Origin of the sequence: Pseudomonas sp. R4-34-07, assembly GCF_003852375.1 — a bacterium.
GTDB lineage: Bacteria > Pseudomonadota > Gammaproteobacteria > Pseudomonadales > Pseudomonadaceae > Aquipseudomonas.
Genome location: NZ_CP027760.1, coordinates 1,254,215 through 1,270,303, shown reverse-complemented (window position 1 = coordinate 1,270,303; position 16,089 = coordinate 1,254,215). Strand labels below are relative to the sequence as shown.

The following is a 16,089-nucleotide window of genomic DNA, read 5'->3' as shown; positions in this document are numbered from 1 at the left end:
GTAGCGTCCTTGCGGTTACTGCGGGTCCTGACGGGAGCCTTCATTGATCCCGATGCGCTTGGCCGCCCAGCGCTCATAAAGGCCGATGGCCACGTCGGCACCAGCCATGGCGGTCAGGCAACCAATGGCGCCGGCGGTCCAGATGGACATACCGGCGGCGTAGCACAGCATCAGGGCCGAAACCCCGCAGACCATGCACGCCCCGGAGCGGAGCGCCAGGCGCCGAATCAGCGACCAGCCGCGGGCGCCCTCCTTGTCGGCGCGCCACATTTCGCCGGACACCCCGCCGATCAACGCCAATATAATCACCAGCCAGATAGGCATTTCCGCTAACGCTTGTTGTTCGTTTGTCATGTCACGCCTCCTGGCTGAGCACTGAATAGTCCGTTTTTCAATTACACATACTTCGATAGGTAGGCATTCCAAAAAGCCCGGTTGCCCAGGCTTTTCAGTAATGCTGTCTGCGGACTTTCGGCGCTACTGGCGCGGTACGGTCCTTTCCTCAATGTTTTTCCGACCACGATCCCTGTCTGCCGGATAACTGCTTCTGGTGCTTTACGCTGCACACCCGGGTCAGTTGCCAACCCTCTGAACCGTTAAGGCCGGTTCATCGCTGCCTGTTTTTGAAGCGCTACCACTAAAGAGCGTCGGCATCCTTGCCGGTGTCGCCTGGCATCCTTGCCATCGCTTCGATGGCGTCCTTGCCGGTGTTGCGTGCCTTCCTTGTCTTCCTTGGCAGCATCCTTGCCGCCTCCACCAGGCCTTGTTGGCTGGCTTGAGATGAAGAATATGCATGTACGCATATACAGTCAATGCACAAATGCATTTATTTTTGCTTGGTTCATGCGCTCGTGCATCAAGAGCCCGTGGGCAAAGGGTTTGCCGGTTTTCCCCAGGCGAAAAAAAACCCGCTCGTTGGCGGGCTTTGTCTTACGTAAGTAGGTCAGCGGGCATACATGCCCCACCAGAACACATGGCCGAGGATGCTGATCTGCTCATCCTGGATATCCTGGAAGCTGTAGTCCTCGTCCGGATGCTCGTCACGATTGAAACTGCGCAGACGAATCCCGGACGGCAGGCGGTAGAGCTGTTTCACCCGCAGCTGGCCATTATGATTGATGGCGTACAGGTCACCATCGACAATATCGCCAATCCCGCTCTTGCCGGCATTCACCCCCACCGTCGCGCCATCGCGAAGCACCGGCAACATACTGTTGCCACGTACCGTCACGCATTTGGCCTGGTCGAACTGCACGCCGTTATGCCGCAGGCTGCGCTTTCCAAAGCGCAGGCTGGCCTTCTCGCTTTCCTCGATGACGAATCTTCCTGATCCAGCAGCCAATTCAACCTCACGCAGAAAGGGGATCGACACCTCGTCATCATTAACGGGGGTGTCGTCGTCCCACAGGCTTATGTCCTTGAGTTCCGAATGCATCGGGTCGCGCCCGTCATCACGCAAGGTACCTACCGCTGCGCGTCCGCGCAGGTGGTCGGTGCTGACGCGGAAGTATTCGGCGATGCGTGAGATGTGTTTGTCCGACGGATCAACGATCTTGCCGCTGAGGATCCGGGACAGGGTGGATTGAGGCACGCCAGTGCGCCGATGAAGCTCCGTGGGGGAGATTCGGTCGCGATCCAGCAGCTCTTTCAAGACGATAGAAACGTTGCGTTTTTGCATAACCGGAATAGTGACGAGAGTTTTTGCGAATGGCAAATGCTAATTTGCATATTTATGCATTAAACAAGCTGATTAGGCGAATCTGAAACAAAATACTGTATATACGAACAGTCAAACAGCCTCTATCATTCCGTGCGACTTCATATACTCGCAGGCGACCGGATGTAAAAGGGCGCAGATTGACAGCCGCCCTTGCTTATCGACAATTCAGGGCCTATGTATAAACTCTGTAACAACCTAGCCAGCAACGACGGAGGTGCTCATGGCTTATTCAGCTCTAGCTGTCGCTAACGCCTTCATTGAACGCGCGAAGGAAGGCAAGCTTTCAGGCCTGACGCCGATGAAGCTGCAAAAGCTCCTGTTCTATACCCAGTCCTGGCATCTGCGCGAGCGGGATCAACCGCTTATGGATGACCACTTTGCCCGCTGGCAATATGGCCCGGTCATTCCATCGCTTTACCATGAGTTGAAATCCTACGGCAGCCGTCCCGTGACTTCGCTGCTCAGCAATTTGAAGCCCGACGACGAAGACATTGTCTTTGTTACACCGAGGGTTCCTGAGAGCGATACCTACACCCATCGTTTGATTGACCGGATCATTAACAAATACGGCAAATGGTCCGGCACTCAACTGTCCAACCTTTCCCACGAGGACGGCACAGCCTGGGCCCTCAAGGGCGCCGACGGTTCCGCCATTGACTGGGAAGACATGGCAGCACTCATTCACCCAAAGAGCCGCATCCGTGAGTGAAGAACTCGACAACCTGGAACTCACCCTGCCCCCCATGGCAGGGCCTGACCAGGACTCCCAAGCCGGTGGCGAGCAAGCCATAGGCACCGACGATGAAAGAAACCAGAATCTGAAAGACCAGAAGGCCGAAAGGCAGCTGCGCAAGAAATATGCGGGGCGCGCCTTTTGGTTTGCTGCCTGCGGCGTGATCTTCTGGGCGGTCCTCCTCGTGTGGAATGGCTGGTCGACGTATTACTCCGGTAAAGCGCCGTTCTCGGATAACGTGTTAATGGCCATCACCACCGCAACTTCGATCAATCTGTTTGCGGCTTTCCTGGGTGTTATCAGAGGTTTGTTTCCTGCCAGCGGTCGCAGGGCAAAGTAAAGCCTCTACAGACGGCACTTCGTGCACCTTTAATGCATAGCCGTTTTTCTTCCCGCGTATTACCTGGCCTTTTGCAAACTGCGAACCCCCGACCTCGCGTGTTAACCTTGCCGCCATCGCAAAAAATGCTGGGCCAAGCGCGCCCTTTGCCCCATCACTTTCAACGAATTTGCCTATTACCCAATGAGTAAAAACGCCTCCGATCTATCCTCCCACACCCCAATGATGCAGCAGTACTGGCGCCTGAAGAACCAGCACCCTGATCAGTTGATGTTCTATCGCATGGGCGACTTCTACGAGATCTTCTATGAGGATGCGAAGAAGGCCGCCAAGTTGCTGGACATCACCCTGACCGCTCGTGGGCAATCGGCGGGACAGTCGATTCCGATGTGTGGGATTCCTTACCATTCGTTGGAAGGTTACTTGGTCAAGCTGGTGAAGCTGGGCGAGTCGGTGGTGATCTGTGAGCAGATCGGCGATCCGGCGACCAGCAAGGGGCCGGTGGAACGCCAGGTGGTGCGCATTATTACGCCGGGGACGGTGAGTGATGAGGCGCTGCTGGATGAGCGGCGCGATAACTTGATCGCGGCTGTCCTGGGTGATGAGCGTTTGTTCGGCCTGTCGGTACTGGATATCACCAGCGGCAATTTCAGCGTGCTGGAGATCAAGGGCTGGGAGAACCTGCTGGCGGAACTGGAGCGTATCAACCCGGTGGAGTTGTTGATTCCGGACGATTGGCCCAAGGACCTGCCGGCGGAGAAGCGCCGTGGGACCAAGCGGCGCGCACCGTGGGATTTCGAGCGAGATTCGGCGCTTAAAAGCCTGTGTCAGCAATTCTCCGTGCAGGACCTCAAAGGCTTCGGTTGCGAAACCTTGACCATGGCCATCGGCGCCGCCGGCTGCCTGCTCAGCTACGCCAAGGAAACCCAGCGCACGGCCCTGCCGCACTTGCGCAGCCTGCGCCATGAGCGTCTGGACGATACCGTGGTACTCGATGGCGCCAGCCGTCGCAACCTGGAACTGGATACCAACTTGTCGGGTGGGCGTGACAATACGCTGCAATCGGTAGTCGACCGCTGCCAGACCGCCATGGGCAGCCGCTTGCTGACCCGCTGGCTGAACCGTCCGTTGCGAGATTTAAGCGTGCTGCAAGCGCGTCAGTCTTCCATTACCTGCCTGCTGGACGGCTATCGTTTTGAAAAGCTGCAGCCGCAACTCAAAGAGATTGGCGATATAGAGCGCATCCTGGCGCGAATCGGCCTACGCAACGCGCGTCCACGTGACCTGGCGCGCCTGCGTGATGCCCTCGGTGCCCTGCCGCAATTGCAGGCGGCGATGACCGAGTTGGACACTGCGCACCTGCAGCAGTTGGCCGTCACCGCCGGCACTTATCCGGATCTCGCGGCCCTGCTGGAAAAGGCCATTATCGATAACCCGCCGGCGATCATCCGTGATGGCGGCGTTCTGAAGACGGGTTACGACAGTGAACTGGATGAGCTGCAGTCGCTGAGCGAAAACGCCGGGCAGTTCCTGATCGACCTGGAGGCGCGCGAAAAAGCCCGCACCGGGCTGGCCAATCTGAAGGTCGGTTACAACCGGGTGCACGGCTATTTTATCGAGTTGCCGAGCAAGCAGGCCGAGTCGGCGCCTATCGATTATCAACGTCGCCAGACCCTCAAAGGCGCCGAGCGGTTTATCACTCCAGAGCTTAAAGCCTTCGAAGACAAGGCGCTGTCGGCCAAAAGCCGCGCCCTGGCGCGGGAAAAAATGCTCTATGAAGCCTTGCTTGAAGACTTGATCAGCCGCCTGGCACCGCTACAAGACACCGCAGCCGCCCTGGCGGAGCTGGATGTGCTGAGCAACCTCGCGGAGCGTGCGCTGAACCTGGATTTGAACTGCCCACGGTTTGTCAGCGAACCGTGCATGCGTATCGTACAAGGGCGCCATCCGGTGGTAGAGCAGGTGCTGACCACGCCGTTCGTCGCCAACGACCTGTCGCTGGACGACGACACCCGCATGCTGGTGATTACCGGTCCGAACATGGGCGGTAAATCCACCTACATGCGCCAGACCGCATTGATCGTGCTGCTGGCCCACATCGGTAGCTTCGTGCCGGCGGCCAGTTGCGAGCTGTCCCTGGTGGACCGGATTTTTACCCGGATCGGTTCCAGTGATGACCTGGCCGGCGGGCGCTCGACGTTCATGGTGGAAATGAGCGAAACCGCCAATATTCTGCATAACGCCACCGAGCGTAGCCTAGTGCTGATGGACGAAGTCGGGCGCGGCACCAGCACGTTCGACGGCCTGTCGCTGGCATGGGCGGCGGCCGAACGCCTGGCTCATTTGCGCGCATATACGTTGTTTGCTACCCACTACTTCGAACTGACCGTGTTACCGGAAAGCGAGCCGCTGGTAGCCAACGTGCACCTCAATGCCACCGAGCACAACGAGCGCATCGTGTTCCTGCACCATGTGCTGCCGGGCCCGGCGAGCCAGAGTTATGGCTTGGCGGTCGCACAATTGGCCGGTGTGCCAAATGATGTGATCACCCGCGCCCGCGAGCACCTCAGCCGCCTCGAAACCATGGCCCTGCCCCATGAAACGGTCGTCGCCAGCCCAGCCAAGGCCAGCAAGAAATCCGCCGTGCCGCATCAGAGCGATATGTTCGCCAGCCTGCCCCATCCGGTACTCGATGAGTTGGCTAAGCTCGACGTGGATGACTTGACCCCACGCAAAGCGCTCGAAATGTTATATGCACTGAAGACTCGGATATAACGCTGACGCTTGCAAGCTGGTAGACTCTCGCGCGGTTTGGGATGCTGCGGGCTATGAGCCTGGCCTGCAGACTATCGCTCCCGAACCTCGCGAGCCCTGCCACACAGGGTTTCGCTGCCGCCGCCTGAGGAGAAAATTAGAAATGACCTTCGTCGTCACCGACAACTGCATCAAGTGCAAGTACACCGACTGCGTAGAAGTGTGTCCGGTGGACTGCTTCTACGAAGGCCCGAATTTCCTGGTCATCCACCCGGACGAGTGCATTGACTGCGCCCTGTGTGAACCAGAATGCCCGGCCGTTGCGATTTTCTCCGAGGACGAAGTCCCGGCAGAGATGCAGGAATTCATTCAGTTGAACGTCGAGCTGGCAGAGATTTGGCCGAACATCACTGAACGCAAAGATCCGATGCCCGATGCAGCGGAGTGGGACGGCAAAAAAGGTAAGATTGCACAGCTCGAACGCTGATAGCGTCACCGTCCCAAAAGGCCCCTTGCCAGACTGTGTGAAAACCTAGCAATCTGCGCAGAGCTCAAAGAAAATGCTCCGTATCGAAAGATACGGAGCATTTTTCGTTATGGCCTACATTCAAGGCGAGTCCCGCAGCCAGACCAGCCTGTTTCCGGTCTCGCTGGATGAGTTGATCCCTGAGGATCACCTTGTTCGCGTCATCGACCTCTACGTCGCCAAGTTGGATCTGGTGCAACTGGGCTTTGATAAAGCGCTGCCCAAAAGTACAGGTCGCCCTGCGTATGATCCTGCCGATCAGCTAAAACTCTATCTCTACGGCTATTTCCAGCGGATTCGTTCATCGCGTCGTCTCGAAGCGGAGTGCCAGCGCAACATCGAAGTGATGTGGCTGATCAACCGGCTGAAACCCGACTTCAAAACCATCGCTGACTTTCGTAAAAACAACAAACTGGCTTTTGTGGCGACGTGCCGTGCCTTCGTCCGGTTTTGCCGCGTGGCCGGCCTGATCGCGGGCGACTTGGTGGCCATTGATGGCAGCAAGTTTCAGGCAGTGGCGTCCTCGCGGCGTCACATGAGTCTCAAACAACTCAAGCGTCAGGAAGAGAAACTGGATAAGCGCATTGCTCAGTATCTGGCCGAACTGGATGAGGCTGACAAGGCCGAGGCGGGAGAGGTGATTGATCGCGGCGCGATTAAAACAGCGCTGGCACAGCTTGAAGTTCGCCAGCAGGACAATCAGAGCTGCCAGGCGCTGATGAGCTCGATGGCCCTCGAACAGTTCAACACCCACGAAAGTGATGCCCGAATGATGCGCACGCCAACAGGGCCGCGGGTGGCTTACAACGTACAAACTGCCGTAGACGCCGCACACTGCCTGATTCTGCACCACGAAGTGACCCAGGACGGCGACGACCGAAAACAGCTTGAGCCAATGGCCAAGGCCGCCAAAGAGCACTTGGAACAAGAGGCCTTGAGCGTGACGGCCGATGCTGGCTACTCAAACGGCCAGCAGTTTCAGGCCTGCGAGGAGGCTGCCATTACCGTCTATGTGCCACCGAATCGCTCCGCTAACCCAGGCGGTGAGGAGCTCTTCGAGCGCAAAGACTTTACCTACGAAGCCAAACATGATCGTTATCAATGCCCAGCGGGCAAGTGGCTGACGCTTAAGCAGCGCAACAAGGGAGATCGGATCTATCAGGCCGATGTCAGTGATTGCACTGCCTGCTCGCTCAAATCCCAATGCACTGGCGCCCAACGCCGTTATGTCTCGCGCCATGCCCATGAGGAAGCCTTTGAGCGAATGGAGCAGCGAATGCTGGCCCATCCGCAGATGATGGTCAGCCGAAGATCCATCGTTGAGCACCCTTTCGGCAACCTCAAGCAATGGCTGTTTGGGAATGGTCGCTTCCTGCTGCGCCAGTTGGAGGGAGCAAAAGCAGAAATGGCATTGGCGGTGAATGCTTACAACCTCAAGCGAGCGATTAGCGTGCTCGGAGCCCGCCAGTTGATGGCGCTGATGGGCTGAAAGGCCTTTTTCCGTCTGTTACTCACACAAAACAAAACGCCCCGAACAAGTTCGGGGCGTTTGTTGGGCTGGCCTTCAGTGCGTTTTCACACAGTCTGTTGCGGGCCTTTTTGCGTTTCTACGTAGCCGGTTTCACTTTTCTACAGGCGAAAAAAGGGGCGGTATGACCCGCCCACATTTTTTCCTTAGTCCCTGTATTCCTTTTCATCGTCCTGATGAATCGCATCCTGCGACATTCCTTCAAACCATCATTCCTTGATGGCCGTGCCAATCCGTGGACACAGGGCTGATGTTAGAGAATCCCAAAATAAGTTCAACGGGATCCAACTGGGCGACTGCAGGGCGCGGGCGTTTACACAGAGATGAATAACTGTTTTATTTCAATCAGTTAGAAACATCGCTCACGGATTCGAGACGCTCACACCCTGTAAAAAAACCGAATACCTACAAAAAAGTAAGCGAATGCTTACACAGGTTGCTGCGGAAAAAGCGTAACGAGCCTGACAGGTCACGTTCCTACGCAAGGTTCAGTCGTCGCTGACCGTGATCGTCGGCATCGCAGGGGCAATCGCTTCCTGCAGCACTATTCTCGCGCCCACATGGCGGGCCAACTTCTGGTAGACCATAGCAATCTGACCATCGGGCTCGGCAGCCACAGTGGGCTTGCCGCCGTCGGCCTGTTCACGAATGGCCATCGACAGCGGCAACGAGGCCAGCAGTTCGACGCCGTATTGAGTCGCCAGCTTCTCGCCACCACCCTCACCGAACAGGTGCTCGGCATGGCCGCAGTTGGAGCAGATGTGAACGGCCATGTTTTCCACCACACCCAGCACCGGGATGTTGACCTTGCGGAACATTTCCACGCCTTTCTTCGCGTCCAGCAACGCCAAGTCCTGAGGCGTGGTGACGATCACCGAGCCGGCCACCGGGACTTTCTGCGCCAGGGTCAGCTGGATATCGCCAGTACCGGGCGGCATATCGATTACCAGGTAGTCCAAATCGCCCCAGGCGGTCTGGGTGACCAGTTGCAGTAACGCACCGGAGACCATCGGCCCGCGCCAGACCATCGGCGTGTTGTCATCGGTCAGGAAAGCCATGGACATGACCTCCACGCCCAGGGACTCGATCGGCACAAACCATTTCTGGTCCTTGACCTTCGGCCGTGTACCTTCGGCGATGCCGAACATCACACCCTGGCTCGGACCATAGATATCGGCGTCGAGGATGCCCACGCGCGCGCCTTCACGGGCCAGGGCCAAGGCCAGGTTGGCGGCGGTGGTGGATTTGCCCACACCGCCCTTGCCCGACGCCACGGCGATCACATTCTTGACGTTGGCCAGGCCAGGGATCTGCGCCTGGGCCTTGTGCGGCGCGATCACGCACTGGATATCGACCTTGGCCGAGCGCACGCCATCGAGGCCTTCGATGGCTATTTGCAACATCTGCGCCCATCCGCTTTTGAACAGGCCAGCGGCATAGCCCAGTTCCAACCGGACCGATACCTGGTCACCCTGGACCTCGATAGCCCGTACACAGCCGGCACTGACCGGGTCCTGGTTCAAATAGGGGTCGGTGTACTGGCGAAGAACGGCTTCCACCGCTGCGCGATTGACGGCGCTCATGGGCAACTCCCGAAAAAAGACTGACTGAAACAGGCGGCTATCCTAACCGTTCCAGGCCGCCAGCGGCATGCTTTCGCAGGGATGGAAAATTCTGAAACAGCACCACGGGGTGAAATAAATTTCCCGGCGCTTTATAGTGGCCGACCTCCGTTTCATCAAGTAGCCGAGCCCCATGTCCGAGCCACGCAAGATCCTCGTCACCAGCGCCCTGCCCTATGCCAATGGTTCCATCCATCTTGGCCATATGCTTGAGTACATCCAGACCGATATGTGGGTGCGCTTCCAGAAGCATCGCGGCAATCAATGCATTTACGTCTGCGCGGACGACGCCCACGGTTCGGCCATCATGTTGCGCGCCGAAAAGGAAGGCATCACCCCGGAACAACTGATCGCCAATGTGCAGGCTGAACACAGCGCCGACTTTGCCGAGTTCCTGGTGGATTTCGACAACTTCCATTCGACCCACTCCGACGAAAATCGTGAGCTTTCGAGCCAGATCTACCTGCGATTGAAGGAAGCCGGGCACATCGACCAGCGGTCGGTCACCCAGTACTTCGATCCGGAAAAGAAAATGTTCCTGGCCGACCGCTTCATCAAGGGCACCTGCCCGAAATGCGGCACCGCAGACCAGTACGGCGACAACTGCGAAAAATGCGGCGCGACTTATGCCCCGACTGATTTGAAGGATCCGAAGTCGGCCATCTCCGGCGCCACCCCGGTGCTCAAGGATTCCCAGCACTTCTTCTTCAAACTTCCGGATTTCCAGCAGATGCTGCAAACCTGGACGCGCAGCGGCACCCTGCAGGACGCCGTGGCCAACAAGCTCGCCGAATGGCTCGACAGCGGCTTGCAGCAGTGGGACATCTCCCGCGATGCGCCGTACTTCGGCTTTGAAATCCCGGGCGAGCCGGGCAAGTACTTCTACGTGTGGCTGGATGCGCCGATCGGCTACATGGCCAGCTTCAAGAACCTCTGCGACCGCACGCCAGAGCTGGACTTCGATGCGTTCTGGGGCAAAGACTCCACCGCTGAGCTGTACCACTTCATCGGCAAGGACATCGTCAACTTCCACGCGTTGTTCTGGCCGGCGATGCTCGAAGGTTCGGGCTTCCGCAAGCCGACCGGCATTGCCGTGCACGGCTACCTGACGGTGAACGGGCAGAAGATGTCCAAGTCCCGTGGCACCTTTATCAAGGCGCGCACCTACCTGGACCACCTGTCGCCGGAGTATCTGCGTTACTACTATGCATCCAAGCTGGGCCGTGGCGTCGACGACCTCGACCTGAACCTGGAAGACTTCGTCCAGAAGGTCAACTCGGACCTGGTCGGCAAGGTCGTCAATATCGCCAGCCGTTGTGCCGGGTTCATCCATAAGGGAAATGCGGGGGTACTGGTCTCTGAAAATGCCGCTCCGGAACTGACCGATGCGTTCCTGGCCGCCGCGCCGAGCATCGCCGACGCCTATGAAGCCCGTGACTTTGCCCGTGCAATGCGCGAAATCATGGGCCTGGCTGACCGTGCCAATGCCTGGATTGCGGACAAGGCACCCTGGTCGCTGAACAAGCAGGAAGGCAAAGAGGCCGAGGTTCAGGCGATCTGCGCCACCGGCATCAACCTGTTCCGTCAGTTGGTGATCTTCCTCAAGCCGGTGCTGCCGCTGCTGGCCGCCGACGCAGAAGCGTTCCTCAACGTCGCGCCACTGACCTGGAATGACCACGCCACGCTGCTCAGCAACCACCAGTTGAACGCGTTCAAGCCCCTGATGACCCGCATAGACCCGGTGAAAGTCCAGGCCATGACCGACGCTTCGAAAGAAGACCTGGTCGCCAGCCAGACAGATACCGGCTCGACTGCGCCCGCAGGTAACGGCGAGCTGGCCAAGGACCCTATTTCCGATGAAATCGAGTTCGACACCTTTGCCGCCGTGGACCTGCGCGTTGCACTGATCGTCAAGGCCGAAGCCGTGGAAGGTGCCGACAAGCTGCTGCGCCTGACCCTGGATTTGGGCGGCGAGCGACGCAATGTGTTCTCCGGTATCAAGAGCGCTTACCCTGACCCGTCCAAGCTCGATGGTCGCCTGACCATGATGGTCGCCAACCTCAAGCCACGAAAAATGAAGTTTGGCATGTCTGAAGGCATGGTGATGGCGGCTGGCCCTGGCGGCGAAGAAATCTACCTGCTGAGCCCGGACAGCGGCGCCAAGCCGGGTCAACGCATCAAGTAAACCCTGCAAGATGCCCTGGCGCTTCGGCGCCGGGCTTTTCAGCCTGCCTGCACCGGTGGGCCTGGCGTCAACGCTATGATCAAAGCATGAACCTCATTCAACGTATCGACGCGCTGCTACCGCAGACTCAATGCGGCAAGTGCGGGCACCCGGGCTGCAAGCCTTACGCCGAAGGCATCGCCAACGGCGAGGCAATCAACAAGTGCCCACCCGGAGGCCAGGAAACCATCGCCGGGCTCGCGCAATTGCTGCGTGTGCCAGTGCTGGCCCTGGATACCAGCCGTGGAGACGCGCCGGCGCAGATCGCCTATATCCGTGAGGCCGAATGCATCGGTTGCACCAAATGCATCCAGGCTTGCCCGGTGGACGCCATCGTGGGCGCCGCCAAGTTGATGCATACGGTAATTATCGACGAGTGCACCGGTTGCGACCTGTGTGTAGCGCCCTGCCCTGTCGACTGCATCGAGCTGCGCCCACTCGCTGACGTCTTGCCTATCGTGGGCGGCCTGGCGGGCAGCGATCACGAACGGCACGAACGTGGCCTCAAACGCGACCGCGCTCGGCGGCGTTTCGAACAGCGCAACGCGCGCCTGCAACGTGAGGAAGCCTGCAAGCTCGCCGAACGCCTGGCGCGGGCCAAGCGCAAGGCCCCGGTGGCCGCGGCACAAGCCGATCCCCATCAGGCCGCTCAGGATGCCGCGATCAAGCAAGCCAAAATCAATCTCGCCATGAGCCGTGCTCAACTGCACAAGTCCCTGAAGGCGTTTGGGCATCCGCCGACTTATGAGCAGCAGTCACAATTGATTGTCCTGCAAAGGCAGTTCGAAGCCTCGGAGCAGGCGCTTGCCGCGCTGGAAGGCAACAGCCCGCCAACGCTGCCGACCACCCAGGGCCCTGAGCTCAAACGCGCCAAGATTCAACTGGCGATGCGCCGGGCCGAGTTGAAAAAGGCCCAGGATCAACAAGCTGATGAACAACAACTGGCCAGCCTGAGCGCCGCGCTGAACGCCGCCGAGCAGACGCTGCATGATGCCGAGGCCGACGCCACCGGCAACACCTGACCCACAGCTGATGCTGCACTGTGTATCGCTTCAATCCCGTCGACCGCCTGCAAGGAAACGTCCGCCCTTATGAACGCTGCAAAACGCCTGGAAATTTTCCGCAGGTTTCACGAAGACAATCCGGAACCCAAGACTGAACTGGCGTACTCCTCGCCGTTCGAGCTGTTGATCGCGGTGATCCTGTCGGCCCAATCCACCGACGTTGGCGTCAACAAGGCCACGGCCAAGCTATTCCCGGTGGCCAATACGCCAGAGGCTATTTATGCCTTGGGTGTGGAGGGACTATCGGAGTACATCAAGACCATCGGCCTGTACAACAGCAAGGCCAAGAACGTGATCGAGACGTGCCGCCTGCTCATGGAGCTACACGCCAGCGAAGTGCCGCAAACCCGGGAAGCCCTGGAAGCGCTGCCCGGAGTCGGGCGCAAGACCGCTAACGTGGTGCTCAACACCGCATTCCGTCAACTCACCATGGCGGTGGACACCCATATTTTTCGCGTCAGCAATCGAACCGGCATCGCTCGCGGCAAGAATGTGGTCGAGGTCGAAAAACAACTGATGAAATTCGTGCCCAAGCCCTATCTGCTCGATTCACACCATTGGCTGATTCTTCACGGGCGCTATGTTTGCCAGGCGCGCAAGCCTCGATGTGGCAGCTGCAGGATCGAAGATTTATGCGAATACAAGCACAAGACATCCGACGATTGAGGGTTCCGGGGTTTTCTCTATCCATCGATTGAAAAAATCTTTTTTACCCGTTCGTGGATTATCGCTATAAGGGGCGCCAACGGCAGTCTTAGCCTGGAGTGAACCTATGAGCACTGGCAAAGAACAAATCGAAGTTGATGACGACCTGGTGGAGCTGGAAGACGATGAGGCGCCAGCGCCCGTCGCAGAGGTAGCCAAGACCAATTTGAGCAAACGCCGAACTATCGACAATCTTCTGGAAGAGCGACGCTTGCAGAAACAATTGGCCGATTACGACTTCGATCTTTGACCCTCTGGCAGACGGTCGGAAGCCTCCCTGACGGGGGCTTTTTTGTGCCGGTTGTTACACGAACGTCAGAGCGGCGGAGCGCCCTGCTCACACCAAGCCATTGCGTTGGGCCAGTTCTATCAAGTCGACCAGGGAGCGGGCATTGAGCTTCAATAGCAGGCGCGTCTTGTAGGTGCTGACGGTCTTGTTGCTGAGGAACATGCCATCGGCGATTTCCTTATTGGTTTTGCCACGGGCCAGTTGCTGGAGCACCATCATTTCCCGCCCCGACAAACGTTCAACCATGTCGGCTTCACTGGCGTTGCCCATCGTGGAGCGTACCGAATTGAGCGCCTGGTTCGGGAAATAGCTGTAGCCGGAAAGCACTGCCTTGATGGCGCTCAGCAACTCGGTCAAATCCTGCTGCTTGCACACGTAGCCGGCAGCCCCGGCCTGCATGCAGCGCATGGAAAAATGACCAGGTGCCTGGGACGTCAGCACCAGTACCTTGAACGATACGGCTTGCTTGGTTGAAGCTAACCGACAAATAACTTCAAGGCCATCGAGCTTGGGTATTCCAATATCCAGTATGACAATGTCCGGCATATGTTCCCGCGCAAGTTGTAACGCATCGACACCGTTATCAGTCTCGGCAACGACCTCATAACCATGACGCTCCATTAGCATGCGCACAGCAAGCCGAATGACGGGATGATCATCCACGATCAGCACTTTATTCATGAGAAAGTCCAATTTCGCTGTTCGAATTATTTAGAGAAAGCACAATAGCCTAGTCATCTGCTAGTTGGCATAGCGTCCCCCCCGAGCAACAGTAGGCAGAGACCCAACCCACAGCAAGATAGGAATTAACCTACAAAAATTCGCCAACTTTGAGGTATTCGGCTTTATGGAGCCTTTCAGACCTTTCCCTGCTCGTACATATTTTGAGTGAAATATCCTCATCCCCGTGCGTACGCGGTAAACGTGGCGCACACGTCTTTCAGGAAATGCCCCTTGTATGACGCCGCAACGTAAACGAAGGGCTAAAAAAACCGCATCAGTTTCAGTTCCATTTAACATATTTATACACACTCCATTTTCCTACAGAAAATTCCATAAATTACATATCAATTGCTCCTGCATGAGTGAAAATTCTGTAAGACATAGTTCCTATGCAGATGTAAAAAACCTTTCCTTGGAGAAGTAAAATGCTGAAATTAAAAAAAACAGCTGCATGGATTTGAAGCAGAATCCTTAAACAAACACTAAACGTTTGTAAACGTCGCACCTCAATTAATGCCCATATGGGTATATTCAGGACAAAAAAAAGCCCCTTGCATAAGGGGCTTTTTCAGGACAAGCGAAACAGTCAGAACAACTTGCGGCCTTTGTTGGCCGCGATGCGCATGCGCAAGGCGTTCAACTTGATGAAGCCGGCTGCATCCGCCTGATTGTAGGCACCGCCATCTTCCTCGAAGGTAGCGATGTTGGCGTCGAACAGTGATTCATCAGACTTGCGACCGGTCACGATCACATTGCCCTTGTACAGCTTCAGGCGCACGACACCGTTCACATGAGCCTGGGAGGCGTCGATCATCTGCTGCAGCATCAGACGCTCAGGGCTCCACCAGTAACCGGTGTAGATCAGGCTGGCGTACTTGGGCATCAGCTCATCTTTGAGGTGGGCCACTTCACGGTCCAGGGTAATGGACTCGATGGCGCGGTGAGCGCGCAGCATGATAGTGCCACCCGGTGTTTCATAGCAGCCGCGGGACTTCATACCCACGTAACGGTTCTCGACGATGTCGAGACGGCCAATACCGTGTTCACCACCGATACGGTTCAAGGTTGCCAGTACGGTGGCTGGGGTCATCTCGACACCATCCAGCGCGACGATATCGCCGTTGCGGTAGGTCAGTTCCAGATACTGCGGCTTGTCTGGAGCGTTCTCCGGGGAGACGGTCCATTTCCACATGTCTTCTTCGTGCTCGGTCCAAGTGTCTTCCAGCACGCCGCCTTCATAGGAGATGTGCAACAGGTTGGCATCCATCGAGTAGGGGGACTTCTTCTTGCCGTGACGCTCGATCGGGATCGCGTGCTTTTCAGCGTAATCCATCAGCTTTTCACGGGACAGCAGGTCCCATTCACGCCAAGGTGCGATCACTTTCACGCCAGGCTTGAGGGCGTAGGCACCCAATTCGAAACGCACCTGGTCGTTGCCCTTGCCGGTGGCGCCATGGGAAATGGCATCTGCGCCGGTTTCGTTGGCGATTTCGATCAGGCGCTTGGCGATCAGCGGACGGGCGATGGAGGTACCGAGCAGGTACTCGCCTTCGTAGACAGTATTGGCGCGAAACATCGGGTAGACGAAATCGCGGACGAACTCTTCGCGCAGGTCGTCAATGTAGATCTCTTTCACGCCCATGGCTTGCGCCTTGGCACGTGCAGGTTCGACCTCTTCGCCCTGACCCAGGTCAGCGGTGAAGGTCACCACTTCACAGTTATAAGTATCCTGCAGCCACTTGAGGATCACCGAAGTGTCCAGGCCGCCGGAATACGCGAGAACGACCTTGTTTACGTCGGCCATGCCATCACTCCACGGGGTTGTACGGAAAGGCGACGATTCTACCGATCAAAACCGTGA

The 16,089-nt window shown here is 57.4% G+C and carries 14 protein-coding genes; 9 read left to right on the top strand and 5 right to left on the bottom strand.

Features of this window, described 5'->3' with window-relative positions:
* Positions 1 to 15: 15 nt before the first annotated feature.
* Together C4J85_RS05620 and C4J85_RS05615 are read right to left on the bottom strand one after the other, a co-directional pair.
* On the bottom strand, positions 16 to 354 hold the full coding sequence (locus C4J85_RS05620; RefSeq protein ID WP_124357270.1) for a phage holin family protein: 339 nt from the start codon (positions 352 to 354) through the stop codon (positions 16 to 18).
* Between the two features lie 589 nt (positions 355 to 943).
* Positions 944 to 1,678, bottom strand: coding sequence for an XRE family transcriptional regulator (locus C4J85_RS05615; RefSeq protein ID WP_124361528.1), 735 nt, complete (start codon positions 1,676 to 1,678; stop codon positions 944 to 946).
* Positions 1,679 to 1,940: 262 nt separating this feature from the next.
* Here C4J85_RS05615 and C4J85_RS05610 point away from each other — a divergent pair, with 262 nt between their 5' ends.
* The 5 genes from C4J85_RS05610 to C4J85_RS05590 all read left to right on the top strand — a co-directional run bounded on the left by C4J85_RS05610 (position 1,941) and on the right by C4J85_RS05590 (position 7,562).
* Entirely contained in the window at positions 1,941 to 2,429 is a 489-nt protein-coding gene (locus C4J85_RS05610) for a Panacea domain-containing protein (protein WP_124366018.1), read from the top strand.
* Positions 2,422 to 2,793, top strand: coding sequence for a hypothetical protein (locus tag C4J85_RS05605; protein WP_124366017.1), 372 nt, complete (start codon positions 2,422 to 2,424; stop codon positions 2,791 to 2,793). The genes C4J85_RS05610 and C4J85_RS05605 overlap by 8 nt, the downstream gene beginning before the upstream one ends.
* 183 nt (positions 2,794 to 2,976) lie before the next feature.
* A complete protein-coding gene (gene mutS, locus C4J85_RS05600) occupies positions 2,977 to 5,568 on the top strand; it encodes a DNA mismatch repair protein MutS (protein WP_124366016.1) in 2,592 nt (863 codons plus the stop codon).
* Positions 5,569 to 5,710: 142 nt separating this feature from the next.
* On the top strand, positions 5,711 to 6,034 hold the full coding sequence (gene fdxA / locus C4J85_RS05595; protein WP_124361524.1) for a ferredoxin FdxA: 324 nt from the start codon (positions 5,711 to 5,713) through the stop codon (positions 6,032 to 6,034).
* A gap of 109 nt (positions 6,035 to 6,143) precedes the next feature.
* Positions 6,144 to 7,562 carry an IS1182 family transposase gene (locus C4J85_RS05590; protein ID WP_164487851.1) on the top strand — a complete coding sequence of 473 codons (1,419 nt, stop codon included), beginning with the start codon at positions 6,144 to 6,146 and terminating at the stop codon, positions 7,560 to 7,562.
* A 527-nt stretch (positions 7,563 to 8,089) separates the two neighbouring features.
* Here C4J85_RS05590 and apbC read toward each other — a convergent pair.
* The gene (apbC, locus tag C4J85_RS05585) at positions 8,090 to 9,184 is read right to left on the bottom strand and encodes an iron-sulfur cluster carrier protein ApbC (RefSeq protein WP_124409169.1); all 1,095 of its coding nucleotides are present in this window, start codon (positions 9,182 to 9,184) and stop codon (positions 8,090 to 8,092) included.
* 172 nt (positions 9,185 to 9,356) lie between these two features.
* On the opposite strand from apbC, the gene metG reads away from it, so the two are divergent.
* The 4 genes from metG (at position 9,357) to C4J85_RS05565 (ending at position 13,466) form a co-directional block, all read left to right on the top strand.
* Positions 9,357 to 11,408, top strand: coding sequence for a methionine--tRNA ligase (gene metG, locus C4J85_RS05580; protein WP_124409168.1), 2,052 nt, complete (start codon positions 9,357 to 9,359; stop codon positions 11,406 to 11,408).
* 86 nt (positions 11,409 to 11,494) lie between these two features.
* Positions 11,495 to 12,469, top strand: a complete 975-nt coding sequence (gene rsxB, locus C4J85_RS05575) for an electron transport complex subunit RsxB (RefSeq protein WP_124409167.1) — start codon at positions 11,495 to 11,497, stop codon at positions 12,467 to 12,469.
* Between the two features lie 69 nt (positions 12,470 to 12,538).
* Positions 12,539 to 13,177, top strand: a complete 639-nt coding sequence (nth, locus tag C4J85_RS05570) for an endonuclease III (protein WP_124361520.1) — start codon at positions 12,539 to 12,541, stop codon at positions 13,175 to 13,177.
* Between the two features lie 106 nt (positions 13,178 to 13,283).
* Entirely contained in the window at positions 13,284 to 13,466 is a 183-nt protein-coding gene (locus C4J85_RS05565) for a PA3496 family putative envelope integrity protein (RefSeq protein WP_124361519.1), read from the top strand.
* A gap of 87 nt (positions 13,467 to 13,553) precedes the next feature.
* Here C4J85_RS05565 and C4J85_RS05560 read toward each other — a convergent pair whose 3' ends face one another.
* A complete protein-coding gene (locus C4J85_RS05560) occupies positions 13,554 to 14,186 on the bottom strand; it encodes a response regulator transcription factor (RefSeq protein ID WP_003188986.1) in 633 nt (210 codons plus the stop codon).
* Between the two features lie 628 nt (positions 14,187 to 14,814).
* Positions 14,815 to 16,032, bottom strand: a complete 1,218-nt coding sequence (locus tag C4J85_RS05555; RefSeq protein ID WP_065886002.1) for an argininosuccinate synthase — start codon at positions 16,030 to 16,032, stop codon at positions 14,815 to 14,817.
* Positions 16,033 to 16,089 lie beyond the last annotated feature (57 nt).